Raw genomic sequence first — 25,153 nt, forward strand, 5'->3', positions numbered from 1 at the left:
ACACCGGAGAATGACCTCACGCCGCATCTACGACGTTGCGATTATCTCGGTATCACCGATGGCGTATCACCCATGTGCGCGGTCCGGTGGGATTATCGTGCCCCTGGCCCAGCGGATCGGCTGACCCGCCTTCAGCCGCGCCGACCTCACCGGTGAGGTCCGCCTCGGGCCCCGAAGATGCCCGCCCGCTAACGTTCAGCAACCCCAGCACGTGCGCTCACACCTTTCAGCCCGACCTGACGACAGCCGGCACCCGCTGAGGGGTGCCGGCTGTCGTCGGGTCGGCCTGGGGATGCCGGGCCGCGGGGCTCCGAGAGTGCGGTGCGGCTCAGGCCGGATCCGCGGGGGTCGCCACCTCGGGCTGGGGATCCGAGAGGGTCTTCGGGACCGTGTCCTCGAACTGCGGGAGGCGGTTCAGGTAATCCACCACCGAATCCGTGGACTCCACGTCACCGAACTTGTTGTCGATGTCGTAGAGGTTCCACTGCACGACGCCCGGGACGCGGTCGCCGATGGTCTCCCGGGGGATGATCGGGCGGAAGCCCTTGGCGATCGCGTCCTCGACGGTGTGGCGCACGCACCCGGCCGCGGTCGCACCGGTCACGATCAGGGTGTCGATGCGGTTGGAGGTCAGGAAGAGCTCGAGGTTCGTCCCCGGGAACGCCGAGGCGCGATTCTTCTCGATCACGACCTCGCCGGGCGCGGGCGCAATGCGGTCGTCGATCTGCGCCCAGTAGGAATCCGCCGGAAGGGTCTCCGTGGGGATCTTCGAGTACCACAGACCCATGTCGTTCGTCCCGGAGGTGGCATCGCGGTTGCGATACACGTTCGTGGTGTAGAAGACCGGGACGCCCTTGGCGCGCGCGGCCTCGTTGATCCGCTGGACGTTCGGGATGATCTCCTCCATGCCCGGGCAGCTGAACGGGTGACCCGGACGGGTCCAAGCGTTCGCGAGGTCGATGTGGATGACGGCGGGGCGGTTGCCGTAGCCGATCCGACGCTTGAAGCCTCGCTCGTTGTAGATGCCCGTGCCTGCTTCGAACGCCTCCTCCAGCACTGCTGCAAGACGGGCTTCGATGTCGTTGGACGTCGCTGTCTCTGTTGTCATGGTTCTCTCCACTCTCTCGGCTTTTGTGTTTCTAAGATAGCAACGAGGTTGCTGTACTGGATACTGTAGCGCACGAACCGGCGCACCACCAGAGGTGCCCGGAGTCTGCATCTCCACCGGACCAACTTCTCGATAGGGCAAGCATCGGCGAGTGCGTCACTCCGGCAGCCCGGCGAGGGTCCGGCTCGCGGCCCGCCCACCCCAGCAACACGGGCTGAGGCGGCCGCAGTTTTCCCGGCGGAAACATTCGAGCCACGCGATGACACTATCCGCCGGTTTCTCTATTGAGGCTCGCATTGCTCCACGAGCAACATCGTCGGCCCGCCAGGTCAGGTATGCCGGGTGGATAGAGCGCAAAGTAGGCCTACGTGCGTTGCTCCTGTTGTGACTATGTTGCTAGCAAAGCAGCCGATCCCTTCGGGACAAGGCAAAAGCAGGGAAGCCTGCCGAAGCTCGGATGTAGTTTGAGCGGAACACTTTGAACGCCCGCCAAGGCGGGCCTACTGTTCGTTAATCTCACGTCCGCAGTGTGGAACTGACAACCTCAGTGAGGCGGGTACAGATTGCGGCATATGATGGCCCCAAAGAGTGGCGGGATAGTCACGTAGCGCGAAAGGATGAAGGTGGCAGGCAGGCCGAGGCATGACAACGGGCAGGTCCAAGGAGCTGCGGCGTCACTGTTGAACGGTCTTGCTGTCCTGGAAGCCTTTTCCGTTCAAAGTCCGGTTCTTGGCGTGACTGAGGTTGCTCAGCGTGTTGGCCTCCACAAGAGCACGGTCTCACGCATTCTTAGCGGTCTAACAGAAGCTGGATATGTCCAGCGGGATGAGGAGACGGGACGGTATCGGCTCGGGCTGGGCCTCCTCGCGTTGTCCGCCCCTTTGCTGGCGGATCTGGATGTCCGCCGTGCTGCGGTTCCGTATTTGGAGAAGTTAACCGAAAGCACCCAAGAGACCAGCGCTATCTCGGTCTGGAATGGTCACGAGGCCATCGTCGTGGAGCAGGTTGCCAGCCCGAATCTGGTCAAACACACTGCCACCATCGGAACCCGGTACAACAAATTCGAGAGCTCTTCAGTGCGGGTTTTCCTGGCGGACCTGGCGCCGGCTCTCGCGACGGAACTGATCGGATCCGGGCAGATACTACGCACGGCCGGAGATGGTTTGCCGTTGGACCACACCGCCCACCTGCAGGAAGTCGCCCGTCAGGCATACGCCATTAACGACGGTTCGACTACGGAGGAGGAGTTTGGGGTCTCTGCTCCGGTTCGGGATTACCGGGGCAAGGTGGTTGGGTGCATCACTGCATCCGCCCCCCGTTCCCGCGTGCAAAAGCACGCCACCAAGGATGCTCTGGTTCAAGCCGTACAACAGGCTGCTTCGGAAGTATCCACCCGCTTGGGCTGGGCGGCCCCGCTTCCGGGGTGATTCATCCACGCGGCTAGGCGAAACGTCAGCAACATCGTGTCTTCGACCGCATTCAGATCGAGACGCTTGACCGCGCTGTCGCACTCGGAAAGGGTCATCCGAGAGGGAGCAGCTGCCAACTTCGAGGGGGTGGCCCTGCTTGAGGCTCCGTCGGTCCCTGCTCTGGCAAACCACCGAGGATCACGGCTCGCAGGCCCATCGGCTCCTGCTCGGATCAGCCAACAGCGCCGTCAGCGACCTGGATCTGTTTCCCCGGCAGGTGGCCCAACCGTGTAGACACCCGCGCCGCGGCCTCTAGCACGGCTTCGCGCAGGATCGACTGACTCTGCATGTACTGCACTCGGGATCGGGGCGCGCTGGCTGTGATGCAGCCGACGACTTCGCCCCGGTAGTCCCGCACAGGAGCGGACACGCCGTATTCCTCGTAAGTGGTCTCGCCGTCGTTGACGGCGAAGCCGTCGTCACGCACTCCGACGAGCTGTTCGTGGGCCGGGTCTTCGAGACCGAGGTAGCCCTCCCGCAGGACCGTACGGTCGGCAAGCAGACGATCGGTCTCCTCGGGCGGCAGTTCGGCGAGGAACACGCGGACTGAGGAACTGGCGAACTTGTTGTAGCGCGTGCCGATCGCCGCGCTGTGCTTGACCTGGTGAGTGGAAGCCGTTTGTTCCACGACAATCGCGTTGCTGCCGTTCCAAACGGCGATCGCGGCCGTCTCGCCGGTGGCCTGTGTGAGTTCTTCGAGGTGGGGCAGGGCGGCACGGCGGACGCTAAGCTCGGCCAGCAGTGGTCCGGCCAGGCCGATCATCCCGAGCCCGAGGCGGTATCGCCCTGTTTCCTCGTCGCGCTGCACGTAGCCGGCTTCGTCCAGGCCGCTAAGCATCCGGGAGACCGTGCTCTTGTGCAGCCCAACGAGCTCGGAGATCTCCGTGACGCCCAGGAGGGAACGCTTGGCGACGGAGAAGGCTTCGAGCACGGTAAGACCGTTGAGCAGCGATGCTGCCGCCCCTTGCGGTTTGTCAGTGGTTGTTTGTGGGTCAAGCATGGGTTCTCCCTCTCCAGGCGCTACGCGCAGTCACCGTAGCCATCGTACGGCGTGCCCATCCAACCTCTCGTCGGAGGACAAGTCTCCAGTGGCTCCACGTCGCCGAACTTGGAGTCCATATCGAACAGGTTCCACGCCGCGACTCCTGGCACGCGGTCGCCCACGGCCTCCTTGACGATGATCGGGCGGAAGCCCTTGGCGATCGTCCAGGGTCTCAACCGGGATCTTTTGGGACCACACGCCCATGTCGGACGGCAGGTTCACATCGAGGAGGAGAACTGGCGGCCCGGGCGGGTCGAGGCGTTGGCCATGTCGATGTGGATGACGGCCGGCCGGGTGCCGTAGCCGATAGTTCTGCAACATGCAACCCTTTTTTCTCAGCAGTCCAAAAACCGACCGCGCCCCCTCCCCACCCTGCTTGGCAGAGCCTTGCCGAATCCTTCCGCAAGCTGCTCTCCAACTCGTAGGGAGGCGCACGTCCCCTGACGCAAAAGGGGAAGTCCCAAGAAATGAACGTCAAAAACATTGCGTGTTGTTCGCAAAGGAACTAAATTGCTTTCTAAGCAACGATGTGAGCTACGGCACATCGGATTGCGGGACCGGACCCCCGGCCCAGCGGACTAGCTCCAATCCCGGGTGAATTCGGGCCCGGCCGAAAGGCCCCCCGTCTTTCCCTTCAACCCAGTCCTGAACCAAACTTTCGAAAGGACCCCCTTATGAAGCGCATCGGAGTAGACGTCGGCGGTACATTCACCGACTTGTATTTCTCGGACGACGACCAGCGCATCGCCGTTGTGGAAAAGGTTCCCTCCACCCCGCACGACCCGTCTGAGGCCGTGATCAACGGCATCATAAAGCTCTGCGAAAAGGCCGGGGTCTCGCTTTCGGAGATCGACCAGCTGGTGCACGGCACCACGGTCGCCACGAATACCGCGCTGACGCACACCGGTGCGGAGGTCGGGATGATCACCACCGAGGGTTTCCGGGACATCCTGCACATCGCCCGGCACAAGAAGCCGCATAACTTCTCCCTTCAGCAGGATCTGCCCTGGCAGACAAAGCCTCTGATCAAGCGCCGTCACCGGCTCACGGTCAAGGAGCGCATCACCGCACCGAACGGCGACGTTTTGGTTCCCCTGGACGAGGGCGAGGTCCGTGAGCGCGTACGCGAGCTGAAGGCGGCCGGCGTCGAGGCCATCGCCGTCTGCCTGCTGCACTCCTATCTGAATCCCGCCCATGAGCAGCGGATCGGGGAGATTGTCGCGGAGGAGTTCCCCGAAGCCTACCTGTCCCTTTCCAGTGACATCGTGCCCCTGTACCGGGAGTATGAGCGGTTTTCCACCACGGCGCTGAATGCCTATGTCGGGCCCCGGGTCTCCCGTTACCTCTACCGCCTGCAGGAGCAGGCAGAAGGATTGGGTTACAAGCGGGAGATCCTGCTGATGCAGTCCTCCGGCGGTATGGTCCCGATCAAGGAGGCCGCGAAGCGGCCCGTCACACTGATGATGTCCGGACCGGTCGGCGGCCTGATCGGCGGCATGTGGGCCGGCCGTCAGTCCGGCTTCGAGAACGTGGTCACTCTGGACATTGGGGGGACCTCAGCGGACATCGGTGTGGCCTACCAGGGTGAACTGCGCATGCGCCACCTGCTGGACACCAAGATCGGCGACCACCAGGCCATGGTCCCAATGGTGGACATCGACACCATCGGCGCAGGCGGCGGCTCCATCGCCTACGTCGACGCCGGCGGGGTCTTCCGCGTCGGTCCGCAGTCTGCCGGCGCCGTCCCGGGCCCGGTCTGCTACGGCCGCGGCGGGACGGAGCCGACATCAACTGACGCCCAGATGCTGCTGGGGCGTATGCGCCCTGACCGCGTCCTGGCAGGCTCAGGCATGGATCTGGATCTCGATGGCGCCCGAAAGGCCATGGAAGGTCTGGCGGAAAAACTCAACATGTCCGTGGACCAGGCCGCCCTTGGCGCGCTGCAGATCCAGAAGTTCGGCATGACCCAGGCGATCGAGCAGAACTCCGTCCGCCGCGGCTACGATCCACGTGACTTCACCCTCGTCGCGGCAGGCGGCGCCGGCGCACTGTTCGCCTGCGAGATCGCCGCGGAGCTGGAGGTCCCGAAGGTGCTGATCCCGGCCCACCCGGGCATCATGGCTGCGACCGGCCTGCTGGCTACCGACGAGAAGTATGAGTTCGTCGCCACCAAGCGGTTCACGTTCGCCAGCGCAGACCCCGCCGCCATCCAGGGCTCCTATGAGCAACTGGAGCGCGAGGCCAACGCCCAACTCGATGCCGAGGATGTGCCAGCCGGACGCCGCAAGCTCGAATGGCTCGCCGACGCGCGCTACGAGGGCCAGGGGTACGAGATCCGCTTCACTGCGCCCGCCGGACCGGTTAACCAGGCCTGGCTGGAAATGGCCGAGGCAGCCTTCCACGACGCCCACTTCGAGGAGTACGGGCACCGCTTCAAGAACGGCACCGTGGAAGTCATCAACATCCGCGTGGAGGCCAGCGCCCTGATGGATGACCTGCCCACGCCGGAAGCGATCAAGTCCGGTTCCCTCGATGACGCCCTGGTGGAAACCCGCCCGGTGACCTTCGAACAGGATGGCAAGCCGGTCACCCTGGACACCGGCTTCTACGACCGCGACAGGATGGGCGTGGGAATCACCTTCACCGGCCCCGCCATCATCGAGCAGTACGACTCCACCACAGTTATTCCTCCGGGATTCTCCGGAGCGGTGGATGCAGCCGGCAACCTCGTCATCGACTGCCCGGCCGCCACCCAGAGCGCCGAGAAACTGGCCACCCCGATCCTGATGCGCGTGATCGGCGGCGCCCTGAACTCCGCAGCCAAGGAAATGGCATCGGTGCTCTTCCGCATGGCCTACTCCTCGATCATCCGTGAGTCCGAGGACCTCGGTGCAGGGCTCTTCGACAAGGACGGCAACGTGCTGGCCGAGTCCGACTCCACGCCAATGTTCATGGGCTCGATGCCCAAGATCGTCAAGGGTGTGATCTCGGTCCTCGGCGACGACATCCACGACGGTGACATCATCCTGCACAACGATCCGTACCTCGGCGCCACGCACTCCCCCGACGTCGCGATCATCGAACCGATCTTCCACGACGGGGAACTCGTCGGCTTCGCCGGCGCCTCGGGCCAGCTGATCGACAACGGCGGTGCGTACTCCGGACTGATGGTGGACATCCAGGACATCCAGTCCGAAGGCACCATCTTCCGGGCGGTGAAGATTTCCGAGAAGGGCGTCCGCCAGGAATCGCTGATCCGGCACATCCTCAACAACACCCGGACACCCACCTCCAACGAGGGCGACTTCCAGGCGATGATCGCCGCCTGCGAGCTGGCCAAGTCCCGCTACATCGCCCTCATCGAGCGGTACGGCTTCGGCGCGGTCCGCGAAGCCGGCCAGAGCTGGATCGACTACTCGGAGCGGATGCTGCGCCAGGAGATCGCCAAGATCCCCGACGGCGTCTACGAGACCGAGGTCGGCTACCTGGACGACGACGGCCGCAACTACGGCAAGAAGCTACCGATCGTCGTGAAGGTGATCATCGAGGGTGACGAGATCACTTACGACCTCACCGGATCCTCCGAACAGGTGCCCACAGCCTACAACTGCGCATTCGAGGGTACGACGGTCTCGGCATTCACGTTCATCACCCGGATGATATTCCTGGACGAGGTCGCCTTCCCGGTGTTCGTGCCCCAAAACGAGGGCATGCTCAAGCCGCTGAAGGTCATCGCCCCGGAGGGCACCATCTTCAACCCCACGTACCCGGCCGCAACCTTCTCGCGGTTCTCCCAGGTACAGCGGGCCGTCGACCTGGCCCTGCGGGCCCTGGCCCCCGTCATCCCCGAGCGCGTCACCGCCGGCAACTCCGCCCACATCCACTTCATCTCCTACTCGGGATGGGACGAGAAACAGGGCGAGTACTGGGTCTACCTCGAGGTCAACGAGGGCTCCTACGGCGCCCGCGCAACCAGCGACGGGCCGGACTCCGTAGACAACCTCATCGCCAACACCCGCAACAACCCGATCGAGGAGCTCGAGTGGCGGTTCCCGATGCGCACCGACCGCTACGAACTGCGCTCCGAGCCGGCGGCCGCCGGTGAATTCCGCGGCGGCATCGGCATCGTCCGGGAGAACACCTTCCTGACCGACACCGCGATCACCTGCGAGGGTGAACGCCACGAGTCGGACGTCCCATGGGGAGCCTTCGGCGGCCATGACGGCCTCAACGGCTCGCTCGTGAAGAACGTCGGCCGGGCGGGCGAGGAGTCCTGGCCGTCCAAGGTCACCGGACGTCAACTGCTGGCCGGTGACTCCCTGCAGATCACCGTGCCCAGCGGTGGTGGCTTCGGCGACCCGCACAAGCGGGACCCGCTGAAGGTCCTCGAGGACGTGCTGGACGGCTTCACGACCGCCGAGGCGGCCGCCCGTGACTACGGTGTGGTCATCAAGGAGGTCAACGGCCAACTCACGGTCGATCTGAGGTCAACCGCCGAACGCCGCGAGGTTTTGGTCGCCGAGCTCAGTTCCGCAACCTAAGCCAGTAAACGCAGTAAAAGGGGCGGCCTGGAGCCAGCTATTGACGCTGGTCTCCAGGCCGCCCCCTTCGTTCCCTACTGATCACATCCCACCATCCCCGTGAATTAGGAACCGTTATGACCACTGCCCCAACCTTTCAATTTGTCGAGTCTGATGTCACGCCCAAGGACGTCCGGCTGGCCACCTGGATTTGCTTCTTCGCCTGGACCTTCGCCGTCTATGACTTCGTCCTGTTCGGCAACCTCCTGCCGGTGCTGGCCGCAGACCTCGGCTTGAGCGCGGCCCAGTCCACGGGGATCAATACCTGGGTGACCGCCGGCACTGCACTCGTGGCCTTCGGGATCGGCCCGATCGTCGACCGGATCGGCCGCCGCAAGGGCATCCTGATCGCCGTCGTCGGTGCCGCCGTCGCCTCACTGCTGACCGCCACTGTCGGCTGGGTTGTGGGCATCGCGGCCGGCCTGGGACTCGTCTTCTTGGTCCTCGTGCGTTCACTGGCCGGCCTCGGCTACGCCGAACAGGCCATCAACGCGGCCTACCTCAACGAGATGTTTGCCCACAACAGCGATCCCGCCAAGGCCCGCCGCCGCGGTCTCATCTACTCACTCGTCCAGTCCGGCTGGCCGGTCGGCTCCGTCCTGGCTGCCGGGTCCGTCTACCTGCTGTTCCCCATCGGCGGGTGGGCGCTCTGCTTCGCCGTGGCCGCCATCCCCGCCGTCTTCATCGTCATCGCCGGACGCTGGCTCAAGGAGAGCCCCCAATTCGCCCACCGTCACCAGATCGACAAGATGATCAAGGACGGCAGGGTGGAAGAGGCGCAGCAGCTCGGGGAGAAATACGGAATCGACGTCTCGGAGAAGGCCAGTCCGCTCGTCTCGGTCTTCCGTGGGGAGTCGCTGCGGTCCACCCTGACGATCGGCGGAGCCTTCCTCCTGAACTGGCTCGGCGTCCTTGCATTCGCGATCCTCGGCACGTCGCTGCTTACCGCACCGGACGGTAAGAACATCGAGTTCGACAACGCGCTGCTGGTACTCATCATCTCCAATGCCACGGCCTTCGCCGGCTACCTGTTCCACGGCTGGCTCGGCGACCGGATCGGGCGCCGCAACGCGATCGGGATCGGCTGGATCCTGTGTGCCGTCTCCTTCTTCACCATGCTCCAGGCACCGAACGGGAACTTCCCGCTCATCATCGGGCTGTACAGCGCCGGGCTGTTCTTCCTCATCGGCCCCTTCTCCGCCCTGCTGTTCTTCACCGGCGAAAGCTTCCCCGTCCACACCCGGGCAACGGGAAGCTCCATCATCAACGCGTCCGGCCAGGTCGGAGCGATCATCGGCGGCCTCCTGATCACCGCCACCCTCGCCGCCGGCGCCGGCTGGATCAACGCCACCCTGTGGTGGGGCGTCCTCCCCATCCTGGCTTCCGGCCTGCTCATCTTCGCCGCCCGGAACGTCGACCCCAGCAAGGTCCGCCAGGACTGACAGGGACGAACCCGCACCACAAACACCATCCGCACGGCGGGAACTCTATGGGACCAGGGAGTTCCCGCCGTGCAGATGACATTAATCCGTAGCCCTTATCGAGTGGACCGCGACGGCAAGGCCCAGTTGCTGCTGCCCACCTCCCCGCCTGAGGTGAGCAGGAGGTGACATGCCGAGTTGGCCATAAGGCTGTCGGGCCTGCTCGTCCCGCTAAGGTTCTTTGCGCAGCCTGGCCTGTTCCACCGGTTCGGTCATCCAGGGCCGGTGCCCCCGGTGCAGCGCCATGCCGTCGGGTAGCCCTTGGACGTAGGTGGTGGAACCGGGAATGTCGATGGTAATCCGGCCGCCGGCCATGGGGCATTGGTGATGTGCAGGTCGCCGTAGGCCTCCGGCAGTACCGGGTCCAGCCACAGACCACCCCGGGATACATGCGCGTCGTAGCGCATCAGGCTTGTCACCAGCGGAATCGGCGCGGTCGCGGCCCAGGCCTGGGGCGAACACGCCGTCGGGTACGGCACGGGCTGGGTGAACCGTTCCCGGTCGAAGCCGCAGAGGAGCTCGGGCAACCGGCCGTCCGAGTACTGGGCAGCCTCAAGCAGTGCCGTAGCGATCTGCTGCGCTTCTTTCACGAAACCGTAGCGCACCAGACCGGCCGCAGTCATGAACCAGGGCGCTCCGGCGGCGACCACCAGCCGGTCCGGATGGTCGGGGTCTTCGATCCTGAGCGCGCCCAGATCGTCGTAGCTGCGCTGCAGGTCCGTTCGATGGAACCGTGGCCCATCTGCAGCACCGGAATCCTCGCCACCGACTCAATCCGGCGCCGGTGCTGCGGAGACAAATCTCCCGGTGCGGGACGAACAAACGGTGCAGCCGGGCCGGGCAACACGGCCGGCGAACAACGCCCGGTAGAGTTCCTTCGTTTCCGCCGCCAACGGCTCCAGCAGCTGGCCGTTGACGGTGAGGTTCCAGCGGGACAGGATGCGCGTGTCCTGGAAGAAGACCCCGTGCGGGAGTTCGGGTTGGATGTCACCATTCGGCAGCGAGATGCAGAAGGAGGAACCTTCCACCTCGTGTCAGTAGAAATAGGAAACGAGAGGGTCACCGATGAGCCACGGCGTCATCTAGACACCGGTGTGGCCACTGTACACACCCCCTTTGGCCGGATAAACAGCCACCAGCTTCTCCCCCAGGCCCCAAGAAGCAGCGAATCGAGGCAAGAACCTCGAAGAAATTTCGCGCAGGTCATATCGTCACCACAACCCCACCGCATGAATAGGTACTGGACCAACCACGGCTGCCAGGCCAAGCCGGAAAGGAGACCAACATGACCCCACATCCCGGCAGGCGGAGGGCCCACCAGCCAGGACCTTGAACCCGCCACCCACATAACTTCATAGGCCATCGCGGCGGCCAGCAACAGGCCGCGACAAACGTCAGAGGGACCCGAACAGGGTCAATGTTGACACGTTAAAGCAAAACCCCCTCTGACGAGGGGGTTTGCTGTGCCCGAGGTGGGACTCGAACTGCATTCCAACCCCTGCAAACACTGGACTCCCCCGGAAACATCCGCAATCCAACAGATACCATTTGGCAGCACCGGAGAGCGCTTCGGTCGTCCTTTCCAACATTTCCCCCGGAGCCAGAGGTCGGTTCACGCCCTTCTACGGTCTCGCCCCTGGAAAAACGGGTGCGGAGTCCTAACCGGACGGCGCTGACTGCCACATTTTGCGGAGGACGGCGGGACCTCCCGCCGTCCTCCGTTGTGCTCTTGCGGCCGGAATCTCACACCCTCCACTCCTCGTCGACAGCAGCAAATCACGAAAAGGCTCGGCGTCACCGCCCCTCCCCTGGATCAGGCGCTCAGCGAAACACTTCTCAGCTATAGCAACCCGCAAGGCGCCCCAGCATTGTTATGACCATGAACCAGCCGATGCCTCGCCAGCCACAGCAGTTCCGCGACCGTCTCGCATCACCAGTCGAACCTCAGATGTTGACGGCAGCAGTTGCAGCGGCGCTCGGCAATCTTTCGGTAGCCGTGCTACCAGAAACCACGCGTAGATTCTTCGGGGATTGGTCTCCTACGGGGAGGACTGGCGCCCCCCAGCCTTCTGTTGTGTCAGCTGACCGGCTGGAGCCAGGTCAGCACTGAGATGTTTCGGCCGCCGGGGTATGGACGAACTGAAGGGATTGAGCCCGGTGCAATATGGGGCGCAATCCCTTCAGTTCCGGCTCCTTGGGGAGCCCGTCAGGCGGCGGGTTGGGTCACTTCTTTTCAGCCAGGAACATTGCCTTTTCAAGCGGTGTCACGGTGAGTGATTTGAGCTGGGCGGTACCGCCTTCTGCGAAGAGGGCCATCTTGTCGGCTCCGGCGTTGGGGAATACCTGGTCGGTGATGGTCCGCAGACCATCCTGGGCGAACACCTCAACTGAGGAGCGGTCGAGGAAGACCCGAAGGGTGACGTAGCCCTTCTTGTCCAGGGTGACGGGGGCGTCCTCGATGGAAGCGAAGGCCGGGTGGAACGCGGTGTTGCCGGAGTTAGTGCGGTCAACGAAGAGCTTCCCGGTCGTGGCGTCGTAGCCGATGACGGTGGATGCGGCTCCATCGCCCAGCACGGTGATGCCGGATTTCTTGGCCGTGCCCGGCGCGAAGGTGATGTCGACTCGTTGGACCTGACCGGAGGCGGCCGCGGGCAGCGGGGTTGTTCCCTCCTCGATCGGGATGCCCTTCGGGGTTGAGTAGCTTGGCTCTTGGGCCAGCTTGTCGACCTGCTTGACGGCGCTTTGGGTGAGCCGGGGCCCTTCCGGGGTCTGGGTCAATTTCACTTCGCGCGGCAGGGCCATGGCGCTGCGCCACGGGTTGGTGGGGATGTTGTTGGCGTAGTCCCAGTTGTTCATCCAGCCCAGCATGACCCGTTTGTTTTCGGGCATGTTGGCGAAGGACACGGAGGCGTAGTAGTCGCGTCCGTAGTCCAGCCAGTCATAGGTCTCCAGGGCCGACTGTGCCGGTTTCGAGGAGAGCATGAACTCGTCCGCGAGAATGTGGCCCCAACCGAATCGGTTATTGTCGACCACTTTGATATGTGCTTGTTGGCCAACGAATTCTTTGACATTCCATGATGCCCAGTCGAGCTTTTCACTGTCGTTTCCGGTGGCCGTGCGGACCACTTGTCCGTTGACCACGAGGTTTACCGATTCCTCGTCAGACCGGGGAACGGCCGGGCCGTCAGTCAGCATGACGTGGTCAAGGGTCAGGTGTCCCCACCCGCCGGTGGCCTGGTCAACTACACGCAACTGTGCATTCTGTCCCGCGAACTCGGCGACATCCCAGCCTTTCCAGTTCAGGATTCCGGAATTGTCTCCTGCGAGGGAGCGGACCACCTTGCCGTTGACGAGCAACTGGGCGGCCAGGATCTGTCCGGAGTCCGCGGAGCGGTTGCCGCCGCCGACCAGCATGCTCATGAAATTCTTGGTGATGGGGAATTCCGGTGATGTCAGGGTGCCCTGCCGGTCATCGCCCGGTGCGGTGCCGGTCTCGAAGGTGTTGATCCGTTTGGCCCCGAGGTAGAAGTCCCCGCCGCTGGTGGAGGGCTGGAAGTTGGGGGTGAGGTCGCCGGTCCCGGTCCAGCCGGCGTCGGCCAGCGATGTCCCGGCGGGAACCTCGAAGCCGTCAAACTTGAGTTCCCCTTCGGGCGGGGTGTTGTCCAGCTTGTCGGAGACGCGGGGGTGCTTGCCACCGCCCACGAGGAAGTTCAGGTAGTCGTCGGTCACGGTGAAGTTAGGTGACTGCATGGACCCGAGCGGCCAGTCGCCGTCGTTGAAGGAGTTGATCAGGCCACTGCCGTCAAAGCCGGTCACGGGGCTCTGGCCGGGAAGGGCTCCGTTTGCCGGAGTGCTGCCGAATGGGCCGTTCTTCCAGTTTCCTGGCTCGTTGTTGACGGTCCAGCCGTTGTAAGTTCCGTCGTTGAATCCGGCCAGGACCGTGCCGGGAGGGGGCGTGGCCACGGGTTTGGTGGTTTCGGAGGTGAAGGTGGTGCCGTCGAAGTTCCCCACGAAGTACTGGCCGGCGGAGCCGCCGGCCACGCCGCCGGGATTGATGTTGACCACCATGACCCACTTGACGTTCTTCGGGTCGCCGTCCACGGCGAGGGGAAACAGGTCGGGGCATTCCCACTGCCCGCCGGTGGCATTGGCTGGTCCGAATTCACTCAGGGCGGTCCAGTCCTTGAGATTGGCGGACTTGTAGAGGACGACCTTGTGATCCTGGGCTTCGACCGCGGTCATGAGCCAGTAGCCTCCGCCGCCGGGTTTGTTGTACCAGGAGACCTTCGGGTCACGGAAGTTGGCGGAGTTTCGGTTCAGTACAGGATTGCCGGAGTACTTGGTCCAGGTCTGTCCGTCATCGAGGCTGTAGGCCAGGGACTGCGCCTGCAGGCCGCGGTGGGGCGAGGCGTCCTTGTAGGCGCTGGTGAAGATCGCGATCAGCGGTGGGTTCTCTTTCGTACCGAAACCGGTCGTGTTGTCCTTGTCCACAACGACGCTGCCGGAGAAGATGTCCTGCTCTGCATCGGTGGAGATCGCCAGCGGCTGCTCCTGCCAGTGAACAAGGTCCTTCGATGTGGCGTGGCCCCAGGACATGTTCCCCCAGGTGTTACCGGAAGGGTTGTGCTGGTAGTACATGTGGTAGACGCCCTTGTAGAAGACGAGCCCGTTGGGGTCGTTCATCCAGTTCTTTGCCGGCGTGTAGTGAATGGCCGGGCGGTAGGGTTCGTCCCCGGGGCCCGTCGCGGCCGACGCCGGCAGGGAACCTGCCAGTGCCGCGGCCAGCGTCAGTCCCGCGAGCGTCAGTGCAGAAACGGCATGCGTCCTGCGGGTGGTCGTGTTCTTCATTAGTTCGATTCGCCCTTCGTTGCGCGCGTCGTCGGTAGACAACGTTGTCAGTGCGAAGGACACTAAGTGATGTCCGTCAGACAAGTCAACGGTTTTGGCGGCGCGGGAATGAGGCCGCCCGCCGCGCGGCTGAGCCGGGCGAGGCGATGGGCGGGCAGCAGAAAATTCCCTCCCAGCGGTAGGGCTGGAAGGGTTATTTCCGGCAGGCGGCTCCGTTCAGCCGTCTCCGTGGGTCCTGGACGCAGCAGCTCCCGCCGACCGTGGACCGGCTGGATTTGGCTGAGGGCTATTCCAGCGGCAGAAGCCAGGTCAGTTCCGAGGCGTCGCCTTCGATATGGCGGGCCAGTTCCTCGTTGAATCTGGCGCCGTAATCGGCGCCGATGTGTTCCTGGAACGCGGCTTCATCGCGGTAGACCTCAAAGACAAAGTACTCCCGGGGGTTCTCTTCTCGGGTGCAGGGAAGGAACAGCTCGTTGCCCGGTTCACGGCGCACATGCCGGGTCAGTTCGAGCATCATTTCAGCAACGCGGACTTCGCTGCCGGGCTTGACGGTGAACTCGGCATACAGGGTCTTGGTCATCATGATCCCTTTCAGGTCGATGGGTTCGAAATATAGTTCAGGAGGCCACCCCTGTCAGGCCGGAGGGCGCAGCTCACCGGAACCTCGTTGTATGAGCTCAGACGGGACAACATAGGTATGCGGGGGCTGCTGGTCGCCATCGATCCTGGCCAGGAGCCGCTCTGCTGCCAGCTTCCCGATTCGCTCGGGGTGCTGGGCGATGACTGTCACGCCGGGATCCATCATGTCGGCAAGCGTGAAGTCATCGAATCCGATTAAGGCCACGCGTTTGCTCAGCCCGAGCTCTCTCAGAGCGCGCATGGCGCCGAAAGTGATGAGGTTCTGGCTGGAGAAAATCGCCGTCGGTGGTTCGGCAGCGGTGAGAAGTTCCAACACGGCCAATCTGGCCGATTCCTCATCGTGCAGGTTTTCACGGACGGGAATCATGGAAGTGGGAATTCCCTGCCGGCCGATCTCCTCAATGAACCCCCGCCGGCGTTCCCGGGCGGTCTGGATGTCGGTGCGGTCCCCCAGATAGGCGAGCCTGGTGTGGCCGCGGCTGATCAGGTGAGCAGCTGCCCTCGCGGAGCCTGCGGCGTTGTCGGTCACGACGGCATCTGCTTCCACTCCTACCGGTTCACGGTCAATGAAGACCAAAGGCAGGTCACGGGAATGCTCCGGGATCACATACGCCTGGCTCCTGGCGATGGGCGTGAGGATGAGCCCGTCGACACGCCGCCCAAGAAATGCCGCCACGATGTCCTGCTCCCGCTGGGGGTCATCATCCAGGCTCGCCGCAAAGACCGCGATTCCCCTGGCCCCAAGAGCATCTTCTATGGCCCGGTTGATCTCGCCGCTGAACGGGTTGGAAACACTCGGCAGCAACAGCCCGACCGAGAGCGTCCTTCTGCCCGCGCGGCGCAGGCTGCCGGCGGCCATGTCCAGCTGGTAGTTGAGTTGCCGTGAAGCGCTGAGCACCTTTTCCCTGGTGGCGTCCGACACGCCAGGTTCGTCGTTGATCACGCGGGAGACGGTCTTTATTCCGACGCCGGCAAGGGCAGCCACGTGGCGCATTGTCGGACGACTGGCGGAAAGTGTCGGCTGGCTACGATCGGACATCGTTGTCAAATATATCGCTCCTTCTAAGTTGCATCTATTGACTCTCTGGTGTGATGCTGATTACATCGTACATGACATCGTTGTCGAGGCCAGTGAGGGCCTCAAACATCAGGAGATTCAATGTTGAGTTCCAAAGCACCCCGTTCAACGGCCACCCGCCTCTTCGCTGCAGGAGCAGTCCTGACTCTGGGAGCGCTCAGTCTTTCAGCCTGTGGTGGAAGTTCCCCGTCCGCCTCATCAACGGGAACCGCGTCCGGTGAAAAGGTCGGCGTCTCGCTGATCGTTAAGACCACGACCAACCCGTTCTTCGTCGCCATGGAAGACGGGGCGAAGAAGGCCGCCGCGGCCGAGGGCGTGGACCTGAAGCTGGCTGCCGGCAAGGCTGACGGCGACGAGGACACCCAGATCCAGGCCATCGAGAACGCGATCTCCAAGGGCGACAAGGGCATCCTGATCACCCCCAACGGCCCGTCTGTAGTGGATGCCCTGAAGAAGGCCAAGGATGCCGGCCTGTTCGTCATCGCCCTGGACACACCTCCGGACCCGGCCGACGCCGCCGACATCACGTTCGCGACCGACAACTTCGCCGCGGGTGAGCTGATCGGCAAGTGGACCGCAGCCCAGCTGGAGGGGAAGAAAGCGACCATTGCCCTCGTCGATCTTTTTGACGACAAGGTTGTCTCCGTGGACTACAACCGGGACCAGGGCTTCCTCACGGGACTCGGCATCGACACCGCGGACAAGAAGAAGAACGGTGACGAGGCCAAGACCGGAAAGTACACCGGCGGCAAGGGCGGCGAATACGAGATCGTCGGCAGCCAGGCCTCGCAGGGCGCCGAAGACGGCGGCCGCACCGCCATGGAAACCCTCCTGTCCAAGAACCCGAACATCAACGTCGTCTACACGATCAACGAACCCGCCGCGGCCGGCGCTTTCGAGGCCCTGAAGTCTGCCGGCAAGGAAAAGGACGTCCTGGTCGTTTCGGTGGACGGTGGATGCCCCGGCGTCAACAACGTCAAGTCCGGAGTCATCGGTGCCACGGCCCAGCAGTACCCGGTCAAGATGGCCGAACTGGGAGTGAAGGCCATCGTTGAGCTTGCCAAGACCGGCCAGAAGCCGGCCAACTCACCGGGGCTTGACTTCTACAACACCGGCGTCGAGCTTGTCACGGACAAGCCGGTCGACGGCGTCAAGAGCATCACCACCACCGAGGCCTCCGACATCTGCTGGGGAAAGTAACCCACCCAGCTTCACTAAGGGGACGGGGAGGCCGGAGTCCGCTATCGGCCTCCCCGCACTTCATCTACCGAGCTAGCTCCGCCCTAGCAACCATCACCGAAGATCAGGACCAATCGTGACCCAGCAACAGACCGCCGGACCGCCCAGCGCCGGGCAGGCCGACCTGGCCGAGGAATTCCTCGACCGCCAGACACCGCTTAGCCGGATACGCAATATCCTCCACCGTTACCCCGCCGTCAGCCCCGCCCTCGTGCTTCTCATCGCGGTGGTGGTGTTCAGCCTCCTCAATGAGAGGTTCCTGCGGGTTGAAAACCTCTCCCTGATTACCCAGCAGGTCTCCGTCGTCGGCACCCTGGCCATCGCCCAGACCCTCATCATCCTTACGGCAGGCATCGACCTTTCCGTCGGGGCCGTGATGATCCTGTCGTCCATGGTCATGGCCCAGCTCGCCGTCAACAACGGAATACCCGCGCCTCTCGCCCTGCTCGCAGGCCTGGTGGTCGGACTCGCCGCCGGAGCCCTGAACGGATTCCTGGTCACCAGGTTCCGGCTCCCGCCGTTCATCGTCACCCTGGGCACGCTGAACATCTTCATCGCCCTGACACTGCTCTACTCCAACGGAGCGACAGTGCGCGGCTCGGCCATGCCGCCCCTGCTGACCTGGACAGGAACCACCTTCCCGGTGGGCCCGGTCAGGATCTCCACGGGCGTCGTCATGATGCTCCTGCTCTACATCGCGGTCGCCTTCATCCTGGGCAAGACGGCCTGGGGCCGGCACGTCTACGCCGTCGGAGATGACAAGGAAGCCGCCCGCCTGGCCGGCATCCCGGTAAACCGTGTCCTCATGAGCGTCTACCTCGCAGCCGGCGCCGTCCTGGCCGTCGGCGCCTGGATCCAGATCGGACGCACCAACGCAGCCAGCCCCAACGGCGGCGTGGACCTGAACCTGGACTCCATCACAGCCGTCGTCATCGGCGGAACCAGCCTCTTCGGCGGCCGCGGCTCCGTCTGGGGAACCCTCCTCGGCGCCCTGATCGTCGGGGTCTTCCGCAACGGCCTCTCGCTCGCCGGGCTGGACGTGCTCTACCAGACGCTCGCCGTGGGCGTCCTCATCATTGTTGCTGTGTCCGTCGATCAGTGGATCCGAAAGGTCAAGTCATGACCATGACTGAATTTGAAGCCTCCCACGTCGCCACGCGCGAGCCCATCCTGCAGGCCCGGAACCTCGTCAAGACTTTCGGCCGTGTCGTGGGACTGGACGGCGTCAGCCTGGACCTGTACCCGGGCGAAGTCCTGGCGATCATTGGCGACAACGGTGCAGGCAAATCAACCCTGATCAAGTGCCTCACCGGCGCCGAAGTTCCCGACACAGGAGAACTCTTTGTATCGGGACAGCAGGTGCACTTCAAGCGGCCGCAGGACGCCAGGGTCCACGGCATCGAAACCGTGTACCAGAACCTGGCGGTCTCACCGGCGCTGGACGTCGCCTCCAACCTGTTCCTGGGCCGTGAGGAAAGGCGCGCGGGGCTCCTCGGAAGCGTGTTCCGGATGCTCGACACCAAAGGCATGCGCACCAAGGCCAAGGAAGAGCTGACCCGGTTGGGCATCTCCACCCTGCAGGACGTGACAGTGCCGGTGGAGAACCTCTCGGGCGGCCAGCGCCAGGCTGTCGCCGTGGCCCGCGCCGCAGCGTTCGGTTCAAAGGTCGTTGTGCTGGATGAACCGACGGCGGCACTTGGCGTCCGGGAATCGAACCAGGTGCTCCAGCTGGTCCGGGACCTTCGCGACCGCGGCCTGCCGGTCATCTTGATCAGCCACAACATGCCCCACGTCTTTGACGTAGCGGACAGGATCCACATCCAGCGCCTGGGCAAGTGCGCTGCCACCATCACTCCGCAATCACACACCATGACCGACGCAGTGGCGATCATGACCGGCGCAGCCACCGCCTGAGGTCCGGCTAGTACCCTCCCGCTCTACCGGAGCCCCTTCTCCGCCCGCGGACCTCCCCCAGGTCCGCGGGCGGATCCATACCGGGAGTTCCCATCATCACCATCCCACGAGAGACAGACCATGGATTACCTCACAACAGCCCGGAACGACGCTCACCAGATGCTCGACGTCATGGTCATAGGCGAAGCGCTGATCGACGTGGTCACCACGTCGCACGACACGGTAGAACACCCCGGCGGCTCACCGGCCAACGTCGCCTACGGACTTGGCCGCCTGGCCGTCACCACAGGTCTGCTCACAGCCATAGCTCCGGACGCGCGTGGGATTTCCATCGAAAACCACCTCAGCAGCGCAGGCGTCATACTTCTGCCCGGATCAAAATCCCTCACCAAAACGGCATCGGCCACAGCAACCCTTGAACCCGACGGCTCCGCCAAGTACGACTTCGACATCTCCTGGGACCTTGCCCCGACAGCCCCCACCTACTTCCCAAAAATCCTGCACACCGGATCCATCGCCACTTTCCTTAATCCCGGCGCTGGCGCCGTGAAATCCCTGCTCGAACAAGCCCGCACACACTGCATGGTCACCTATGACCCGAATATCCGTCCAGCGCTGCTCGGCAGCCACAGGGAAGCTTTGGCCACCTTCGAAGAGCTCGTGCCCCTAACCGACGTCGTCAAACTCAGCGACGAAGACGCCCGCTGGCTGTACCCCCAAAAAAGCCTGGACGAAACCGCAGCACACATCCTCGGTCTGGGCGCCGGACTTACCGTCATCACCAAAGGCGCCGACGGCTCACAATTCACCACCGCCGCCGCTAACATCAGCATTCCCGCCGTGAAGTCCAAAGTTGCCGACACCATCGGCGCCGGGGACTCCTACATGTCCGCCCTGATCCTGGGCTTTCTCACCCGAGGAACCGAAGGCTTCGCCCCAGCTGTCTTGGAGCAGCTTGGACACACCGCAGCTGCAGCCGCGGCCATCACCGTGCAGCGCCCGGGAGCAAACCCCCCGACCCTGGAAGAACTCAACATCGCAATCGAAGCCCATTCCGGCGCCCAATACGGGGGTTCCTGAACCACCTAATCAAATGACGGTGTCACACAAGACCGTTCACGAAATAAGATGGTCGCCGCCTATCTGAGGCGGCCCGCCGCGTTTCGTGATCCGTGTCCGCGAACGGCGGTGCTGCTGCGCAGATCCCGATATATCGCTACTCAATAGGGGACATTGCCACTTAGGTTAACTGCGTATAGGCCAAGTCCGTGACGCGTCAGAGGTTTTTTGCGCCAGCAGCACCAACCGGTCGATATCCAGGTTTGTGAGTTTCTGACAGCGCCGTCACGGCGGCAATATCCTGTGGGGTCGTTCGACAGCACCCACCCACGAGCCGTGCACCAAGTTCACGCCAGATTGGCGTTCCCTCCGCAAGGCTTGCGGGCTGTTTGGTATCGGGGCCTGAAGTTCTCGCCGCGGCCGGACCCCACGTTTTGGTGACTGCGTCATAGCTTTCGCCCGAATTCGGATATGCGATCAGGGGCGTATCAGTGGCTCTGCCCAGGGCCTCCAGCGATGGGGAGACCAGCTCCAGCGGCACGCAGTTCACGCCGATAGCCGCCACGAGCGGCTCCGCCGAAAAGAGCTTTGCCGCCTGAGCCAGCGGCGTACCGTCGCTGAGGTGGCCGCCATCCCGTAACGTGAAGGAGAGCCAGGCTTCGACGTCAAACTCTTTCATGAGTGCCAGCAGGGCCTCGGCCTCCGGCAATGAAGGCAGCGTCTCACAGGCAAGAAAGTCCGCTCCGGCCGCCACCAGCGCTGCGATTCGAGGCCGGTGGAACTCCAAAAACTCGTTTTGGCTGAGGACATAGTCGCCTCGGTATTCCGATCCATCGGCAAGGTACGCGCCGTAGGGCCCGACCGATCCTGCAACCAGCAGGGGGCCCGCATCCGGTTTTTCCGTCAGGTACTCGCGGCGTGCCTCGTCGGCCAGGCGCACACTCAATGCCACCCGTTCCAAGGCCGCTTCCTCGCCGATGCCGCGGCGCGCAAATCCCAGGGGTGTGGCTTGATAGCTAGCCGTGATGGCGACAGTGGCTCCGGCGCGGAAGTAATCGTGGTGTACGCGCTTGACCAGTTCCGGTTGCTCCAGAAGGACTTTAGCCGACCACAAAGGGTCTTCCAGATCGCAGCCGTGCGCTTCAAGCTCGGTGGCGAGTGCACCGTCCACGGTCAGGTTCGCTCCGGCGTCGAGAGTGCGGGAAAGCAAGGTGTTACTGGGCATCGTTCACGGCTCCAAGCATTTCGGTTTGTTCTTTCCTGCCGGGCAGTTGCGGCGCCTCGCGGCCCGGCAATGCAAGGTAGCACAGCGTGCATTGCCAAAAGGCGCAGTGCAGCCCGTGGCTTGCAGATGACGGTCAGCAGCCGCTAGCGCTGACCGGTGTTCCGCGGCTCAGTCACGCCCAGAGTCTGGCGGATGTGCCGAGAGAACGCGCCCCCTCCAATGGTGTGCGTAATAAGCATTTGTTCATGCTTGTAATGCACATCACTCTATGCCACCATAGCCTTCAGACACCATTTGCGAACTGCCCAGGAAGAGGCCTCCCTTGAAAATTGCAATGAAATCAGTCCGCAAGCTGCGCGTGCATTGGCCCATAGCTTCGGAAACTTTCTCGCGGCTCGCCAGGGGCGACGCAGAAGCGTTCAAAGATGAGGCCGGCATCGCGGCCCTGCTCCAGGCTTCGTCGGAATCCCCTGACTTAGGGGATTTTGGCAACTACAGGCACGTATTTGAATCCGGCCTGGGCTTCGAGGGTTTCACCTGCACTGAAGGCGCTAACCCTACGTTGGGGCAGGTGGGGCAGCGGACAATTTCGCCTACCTTGGTCTTCACGACGTATTTCGATGCGGCGCTCCCTGATGCCGCCGTTGAACGCTTCCTGCAGCACATCGTGGATATCCATCCCTGGGAGGTACCGGTCATCGAACTGACAGGCCCGGTCAGCGTCTCCAGCACAGCCCTTCCCGCACTCTTTGAGAGCGAGGCCGCATCATGATTGAAGCCACCACGGCCGGACTTTGGGACGGTCTGCAGGCGTTGCTGGCGGGCAGGTCATTCACCGATCTGACGCACGCCTTCCACCCCGGCCAGCCGCATTTCCCGGCCTTCCCCGACGAAATCAGGGAGGCGGTCTTCGACCTGGAGAAAGGCGACGGTTTCACCGCTCACCGCTATTCGATCATCGGCCAATGGGGTACGCACGTTGACCCTCCCTCGCATTTCATCCGCGGGGGACGGACCTTGGACCAGATTCCTGTGGAGGACATGGTCCTTCCACTGGCCATCCTCGACATCACCGCGCGGGTCACCGCAAATGCGGACGCCACTCCCACGATGGAGGACGTCCAGGCATGGGAGCGTCGCAACGGTGCCATCGCACCGGGGTCCTTTGTGGCGTTGCGGACAGGGTGGAGCCATCGTTGGCCCGACACCGACGCCATGGCAAACAGGGACGATAAGGGGGCCAGCCACACACCTGGCTGGTCCCAGGAAGTCCTCTCCTTCCTGATCGAGGAGCGGTCGGTAACTGCCGTCGGCCATGAGCAGACGGACACAGACCCGGGACTGGCTACGTCCCGCCAGGATTTCAGCTTGGAGACCTATGTCCTGGCGCGGAACCGGTGGCAGATCGAGCTGATGGCGAACCTGGACGGACTTCCAGAAGCCGGCGCGATCCTCATTGCAAGCTGGCCGAAACCCCTGCACGGCAGCGGCTTTCCAGCCCGTGTCTTCGCCATCCACTAAGACACGTTGGTGCAGTGACTAGAATCGGATCCATGTCTAAGACGTCCAGCATGGGCCGGGGAATCATGGCTGTCCTCGCGGTGGGCTCCCGCAACGCAGAAGGCCTGTCTGGCGGAACGGTCGCTGATATAGCAGCCGATCTGGGCAGGGACCGCAGCCAGGTTTCGCGCAGCCTGCGGACCGCCGAGCAGGAGGGGTTTCTGGCACGCGGAGACCACCGGTCCTACACAATGAACTGGTCGCTCCTGACAGACGCACAGCTGTTGACAGAGCAACGGCTGCAGACCGACGGCGTAACCGCCCTGGAAGGCTTGGCCGGTGAAACAAACGAAGGATGCTTCCTTGGAGTTATGAGCGGAAACAGTACTGTCACCATCGGTGAGCGTGTTCCGGCAAGTAGCAACATGGTCGGTTCGTGGCTGGGCCGTCCCTACCCGGCGTATTGTAGCGATGCCGGCCAGGCCCTGCTGTGGGAAGCCTCGGACGCCCAGGTCCGAACCATTTTCTCCGGCGTTCCCTTCGTGCGCCATGGCCCCAATACACCGCTTGACGTCGAGGACTTCCTGTCACGACTGCGCGGGGCGCGGGCACGGGGGTACTCCGTTGTCGACGAGGAAGCCGAACCAGGACTTTACTCCCTGGCCGTTCCGATTCGCGACTTCAAGGGCGATGTGGTGGCAGCGCTTCAGGTCGTCGGCGCCAAGACACGCTTGGAGCCGCGCCTGGAGCTATGCGCCACGGCTCTCGTGTCCTGGGGAAAGTGGCTTGAGTCAGCGTTGGGTCACGCGGCGCCGCAGAACCGGCCCTAGCTGGCTATAGGTCGTGTCAAGTGCATGCTCCGGGCATGACAGTGCGCGCCGCATGTTTGGCCGGGCGTTCTGACGTGTCTGTGGGGTGGCGGTTTGGTTGGCTGGCCCGGCGTGATTCCAAGGGCGCCCACGCTGACTTATTCGACCTCGGCGGTTGCCGGGTCATCTGGCGTCGTTCGGGCTGCCCAAGGGCGAAGGGCCGGGCGCCAAGCTAGGTGCGGCGTAACGCGGGAGGCGTCCGCCATAGCTGTATCGGCGTCTGGTCCGGCCCTTCGTCGGTTCCAGCGTCTCACCGCCGGCCTGGGTTGTGAAGGGATCCTGCGGGCACCTCCGTGGGTTCCGTGAGGGGGATTTCCGGCTGGCATCATGGTGTGCCGCGGCTTGTCACTTCCAGCGGCCGGGGTCGTAGGTGGTCTGGTCCCGGACCATGGCGTAGGCGATCCGTGATGCGCGGTGCGCCATCGCGCAGGCGATGACGCCGCCGTGCTTGCCTCTGGTCCTGAGCGCCGCGGCGTAGGTCCGGCTGGGCGCGTCGTTGAACCAGAGCCCCATGCCGAGATCGATCAGGGCCCGGCGTAGGGCCACGTTGCCTTCCCTGCTGATGGATCCGTCGCGTCGTTTGCCTGCCGATTCGTACTGGGTGGGGGACAGACCCGATGCCCGGTAGATCTGTGACGGCCCGGGCCAGCGGTGCGGGTCGCCCAGGGCGCCGCCGTAGTTGCCGGCGCGGACCACACCCCAGCCCGGGGTCGTGGTGAGCGTCGCGTACGGGCTCAACGGAAGCAACCGGGCGAACTCTGCCTCGGATGCGTCGATCTGCGCGGTGAGCTCGGTCAGCAGGTCCAGATCGGCGGCCAGCACCTGCCGGGCCACGGCTGCGTCCGCCGTGGTCAGCGCGTCGCGGGCGGCATCCACGAGCCGTTCGGCCAGCGGCTGCCGAACGTGGAGGCCGCGGACGGCGGCGAACCGGATGAACCGGGCGGTGCCCAGCGCGGCGAGCCGCTTCGGGTCGGCGAATTCAGCAGCGATGAGCCTTCCCACTTTGGTGCCGAGCACGTCCGGCAGGACCAGCGTCAGCCCGGGGAAGGCCCGGTCCAGCTGGCCCAGCAGCTGGTTCTTCGTCGCGGTCCGCGCCTGGACC

Annotated in this window: 19 protein-coding genes and 1 pseudogene; 10 read left to right on the forward strand and 10 right to left on the reverse strand. The window is 63.7% G+C overall.

Features of this window, described 5'->3' with window-relative positions:
• Positions 1-328 precede the first annotated feature (328 nt).
• Positions 329-1,108: an N-carbamoylsarcosine amidohydrolase gene (locus ARTB_RS04850; RefSeq protein ID WP_243177951.1), complete on the reverse strand. Its 780-nt coding sequence runs from the start codon at positions 1,106-1,108 to the stop codon at positions 329-331.
• 680 nt (positions 1,109-1,788) lie between these two features.
• Between ARTB_RS04850 and ARTB_RS04855 the strand changes: the two genes are divergently transcribed.
• Positions 1,789-2,535 carry an IclR family transcriptional regulator gene (locus ARTB_RS04855; protein WP_243177952.1) on the forward strand — a complete coding sequence of 249 codons (747 nt, stop codon included), beginning with the start codon at positions 1,789-1,791 and terminating at the stop codon, positions 2,533-2,535.
• Between the two features lie 214 nt (positions 2,536-2,749).
• Here the strand turns inward: ARTB_RS04855 and ARTB_RS04860 are convergent, their stop codons facing one another.
• Positions 2,750-3,577 carry an IclR family transcriptional regulator gene (locus tag ARTB_RS04860; protein ID WP_028278268.1) on the reverse strand — a complete coding sequence of 276 codons (828 nt, stop codon included), beginning with the start codon at positions 3,575-3,577 and terminating at the stop codon, positions 2,750-2,752.
• Positions 3,578-3,597: 20 nt separating this feature from the next.
• Complete coding sequence (locus tag ARTB_RS04865; RefSeq protein ID WP_243177953.1) at positions 3,598-3,795, reverse strand: hypothetical protein; 198 nt, start codon at positions 3,793-3,795, stop codon at positions 3,598-3,600.
• A gap of 498 nt (positions 3,796-4,293) precedes the next feature.
• Here ARTB_RS04865 and ARTB_RS04870 point away from each other — a divergent pair, with 498 nt between their 5' ends.
• Together ARTB_RS04870 and ARTB_RS04875 are read left to right on the forward strand one after the other, a co-directional pair.
• Positions 4,294-8,160: a hydantoinase B/oxoprolinase family protein gene (locus tag ARTB_RS04870; RefSeq protein ID WP_243177954.1), complete on the forward strand. Its 3,867-nt coding sequence runs from the start codon at positions 4,294-4,296 to the stop codon at positions 8,158-8,160.
• Between the two features lie 116 nt (positions 8,161-8,276).
• Positions 8,277-9,641 carry an MFS transporter gene (locus ARTB_RS04875; RefSeq protein ID WP_243177955.1) on the forward strand — a complete coding sequence of 455 codons (1,365 nt, stop codon included), beginning with the start codon at positions 8,277-8,279 and terminating at the stop codon, positions 9,639-9,641.
• Between the two features lie 210 nt (positions 9,642-9,851).
• On the opposite strand, the pseudogene ARTB_RS21900 reads toward ARTB_RS04875, so the two are convergent.
• The 5 genes and pseudogenes from ARTB_RS21900 to ARTB_RS04895 form a co-directional block, all read right to left on the reverse strand.
• A pseudogene (locus ARTB_RS21900) lies at positions 9,852-10,297 on the reverse strand (glycogen debranching N-terminal domain-containing protein); the annotation flags it as partial.
• A gap of 153 nt (positions 10,298-10,450) precedes the next feature.
• The gene (locus tag ARTB_RS21915) at positions 10,451-10,708 is read right to left on the reverse strand and encodes a glycogen debranching N-terminal domain-containing protein (protein WP_439954079.1); all 258 of its coding nucleotides are present in this window, start codon (positions 10,706-10,708) and stop codon (positions 10,451-10,453) included.
• 1,195 nt (positions 10,709-11,903) lie between these two features.
• Positions 11,904-14,528, reverse strand: coding sequence for a GH32 C-terminal domain-containing protein (locus ARTB_RS04885; RefSeq protein ID WP_243177956.1), 2,625 nt, complete (start codon positions 14,526-14,528; stop codon positions 11,904-11,906).
• Positions 14,529-14,814: 286 nt separating this feature from the next.
• Positions 14,815-15,108: a putative quinol monooxygenase gene (locus ARTB_RS04890; RefSeq protein WP_243178003.1), complete on the reverse strand. Its 294-nt coding sequence runs from the start codon at positions 15,106-15,108 to the stop codon at positions 14,815-14,817.
• Between the two features lie 54 nt (positions 15,109-15,162).
• Complete coding sequence (locus ARTB_RS04895; protein WP_243177957.1) at positions 15,163-16,161, reverse strand: LacI family DNA-binding transcriptional regulator; 999 nt, start codon at positions 16,159-16,161, stop codon at positions 15,163-15,165.
• 165 nt (positions 16,162-16,326) lie between these two features.
• Between ARTB_RS04895 and ARTB_RS04900 the strand changes: the two genes are divergently transcribed.
• The 4 genes from ARTB_RS04900 (at position 16,327) to ARTB_RS04915 (ending at position 20,478) form a co-directional block, all read left to right on the forward strand.
• The gene (locus ARTB_RS04900) at positions 16,327-17,445 is read left to right on the forward strand and encodes a substrate-binding domain-containing protein (RefSeq protein ID WP_243177958.1); all 1,119 of its coding nucleotides are present in this window, start codon (positions 16,327-16,329) and stop codon (positions 17,443-17,445) included.
• 115 nt (positions 17,446-17,560) lie between these two features.
• Positions 17,561-18,607 (forward strand): ABC transporter permease, encoded by a 1,047-nt coding sequence (locus ARTB_RS04905; RefSeq protein ID WP_028275204.1) that lies wholly within the window; start codon positions 17,561-17,563, stop codon positions 18,605-18,607.
• Positions 18,604-19,398 carry an ATP-binding cassette domain-containing protein gene (locus ARTB_RS04910; protein ID WP_028275203.1) on the forward strand — a complete coding sequence of 265 codons (795 nt, stop codon included), beginning with the start codon at positions 18,604-18,606 and terminating at the stop codon, positions 19,396-19,398. Before ARTB_RS04905 ends, ARTB_RS04910 begins: the two co-directional genes overlap by 4 nt.
• Positions 19,399-19,518: 120 nt before the next feature.
• Complete coding sequence (locus ARTB_RS04915) at positions 19,519-20,478, forward strand: carbohydrate kinase family protein (RefSeq protein ID WP_243177959.1); 960 nt, start codon at positions 19,519-19,521, stop codon at positions 20,476-20,478.
• Between the two features lie 196 nt (positions 20,479-20,674).
• Here the strand turns inward: ARTB_RS04915 and mmuM are convergent, their stop codons facing one another.
• A complete protein-coding gene (gene mmuM / locus ARTB_RS04920; RefSeq protein ID WP_243177960.1) occupies positions 20,675-21,682 on the reverse strand; it encodes a homocysteine S-methyltransferase in 1,008 nt (335 codons plus the stop codon).
• A 322-nt stretch (positions 21,683-22,004) separates the two neighbouring features.
• Here mmuM and ARTB_RS04925 point away from each other — a divergent pair, with 322 nt between their 5' ends.
• The 3 genes from ARTB_RS04925 to ARTB_RS04935 are packed head-to-tail and all read left to right on the forward strand — an operon-like array spanning position 22,005 to position 24,012.
• Entirely contained in the window at positions 22,005-22,454 is a 450-nt protein-coding gene (locus ARTB_RS04925; RefSeq protein WP_243177961.1) for a hypothetical protein, read from the forward strand.
• Entirely contained in the window at positions 22,451-23,203 is a 753-nt protein-coding gene (locus ARTB_RS04930; RefSeq protein ID WP_028275200.1) for a cyclase family protein, read from the forward strand. The genes ARTB_RS04925 and ARTB_RS04930 overlap by 4 nt, the downstream gene beginning before the upstream one ends.
• A gap of 32 nt (positions 23,204-23,235) precedes the next feature.
• Complete coding sequence (locus tag ARTB_RS04935) at positions 23,236-24,012, forward strand: IclR family transcriptional regulator (RefSeq protein ID WP_243177962.1); 777 nt, start codon at positions 23,236-23,238, stop codon at positions 24,010-24,012.
• A gap of 384 nt (positions 24,013-24,396) precedes the next feature.
• On the opposite strand, the gene ARTB_RS04940 is transcribed toward ARTB_RS04935, so the two are convergent.
• A partial coding sequence (locus ARTB_RS04940; RefSeq protein ID WP_243177963.1) for a transposase occupies positions 24,397-25,153 on the reverse strand: 757 nt, incomplete at its 5' end.

It is taken from the genome of Arthrobacter humicola, from assembly GCF_022803015.1.
In the GTDB taxonomy this organism is placed as follows: Bacteria; Actinomycetota; Actinomycetes; order Actinomycetales; family Micrococcaceae; genus Arthrobacter; species Arthrobacter humicola_A.